Origin of the sequence: Pseudomonas sp. TJI-51 (assembly GCF_000190455.2) — a bacterium.
GTDB classification, from domain to species: domain Bacteria; phylum Pseudomonadota; class Gammaproteobacteria; order Pseudomonadales; family Pseudomonadaceae; genus Aquipseudomonas; species Aquipseudomonas juntendi.
Genome location: NZ_AEWE02000205.1, coordinates 1 through 418 on the forward strand (window position 1 = coordinate 1; position 418 = coordinate 418).

The following is a 418-nucleotide window of genomic DNA, read 5'->3' on the forward strand; positions in this document are numbered from 1 at the left end:
TATCCATATTCGGCAAGCAGGTCGCGTAGTTTTGTCTCAAACTCGATTTCTTTTTGCAGCTCGGACGAGCCTTTGAGCGCTTCAAGTTCAGCCAATTGCTGGGCCAGTTTTTGTTCAAGCTGACGAAACTCTGCCAGGCGCGACATGTACTTACTCCGAAGTGGGTGGGGTGCTAGTTAGAGAATCCTAACGCGGTTCAAGTTCAAACCCAAATGACAATGAGCTCCAGCCCTGCGCAAGTTCTGTAATGGCGCCAGACACGACAGCGATCATTAGCGCATGCGACAAAATAGCGCGTCACGGAACTTGAACTGCCCGTCACCGATACGGCTTAATGCGCGCGACGTTTTCATGGGTGATTCATGCTTTCAAGAGCGCGTGCGCATCTCTGTCTGTTCGCCTGCTTCGCCGTGCTGTT

1 pseudogene is annotated in these 418 nt (G+C 51.9%); it reads right to left on the reverse strand.

Annotation, left to right across the window (positions count from 1 at the left end):
• Nucleotides 1–146: pseudogene (locus G1E_RS30045) on the reverse strand (transcriptional regulator); the annotation flags it as partial.
• Nucleotides 147–418 lie beyond the last annotated feature (272 nt).